The sequence below is a fragment of the Rhodococcus sp. EPR-147 genome, assembly GCF_001647185.1.
Lineage (GTDB): Bacteria > Actinomycetota > Actinomycetes > Mycobacteriales > Mycobacteriaceae > Rhodococcoides.
The window spans coordinates 1-568 of the sequence record NZ_LVCU01000271.1 but is presented as its reverse complement, the minus strand read 5'-3'; the positions used below and the strand labels follow the sequence as shown (position 1 = coordinate 568).

Annotated in this window: 1 protein-coding gene; it reads left to right on the top strand. The window is 65.3% G+C overall.

Translation table 11 applies throughout. The features are described 5' to 3' along the window. Positions 1-410 (top strand): transcription antitermination factor NusB (gene nusB / locus A2J02_RS12950; protein ID WP_068050559.1); only part of this gene is annotated, 410 nt, incomplete at its 5' end. Between the last annotated feature and the right edge of the window lie 158 nt (positions 411-568).

Sequence of the window (568 nt, the reverse complement as noted above, 5' to 3'; positions counted from 1 at the left end):
CCACCGAGCGCATCGAACTCGCACGCGGCGACGACACGATCGCTCCCGTCAGTGATTACACCTCGACCTTGGTCGAGGGCGTAGCCGAGAATCTCGATCGCCTTGACGGCGTGATCGCCGATCACCTCAAGGACTGGACGCTCACCCGTCTGCCTGCGGTGGACAGGGCGATCCTGCGCGTCGCCGTCTGGGAGTTGTTCCACGCCACCGACGTGCCACCGGTCGTCGCCGTCGACGAAGCCGTCGAGCTGGCCAAACAGCTCTCCACCGACGATTCGCCCGGGTTCGTCAACGGCGTGCTGGGTCAGATCGTCCTGGTCGCGCCGCAGGTACGCGCCGCGGCCGCGGCCGTCTCGAGCCGTACCCAGTCCGATGCGTCCGGTGAAGCGTCGGTCGACGCCGAGCAGTGATCGCACGGTCGACGCACGTGTGACCGAACGCTCTGCGAGCCTGCTGGTCTCGGTTCGCAGAGCGTTGCTAGGCTCTACGCAGTTGTTGTCAGACATCCTTTAACGATCCGTCCAGAGAGGCGGAGAAGGAGGTCGTAGTTTGCCTGCGCCCGAAAGCT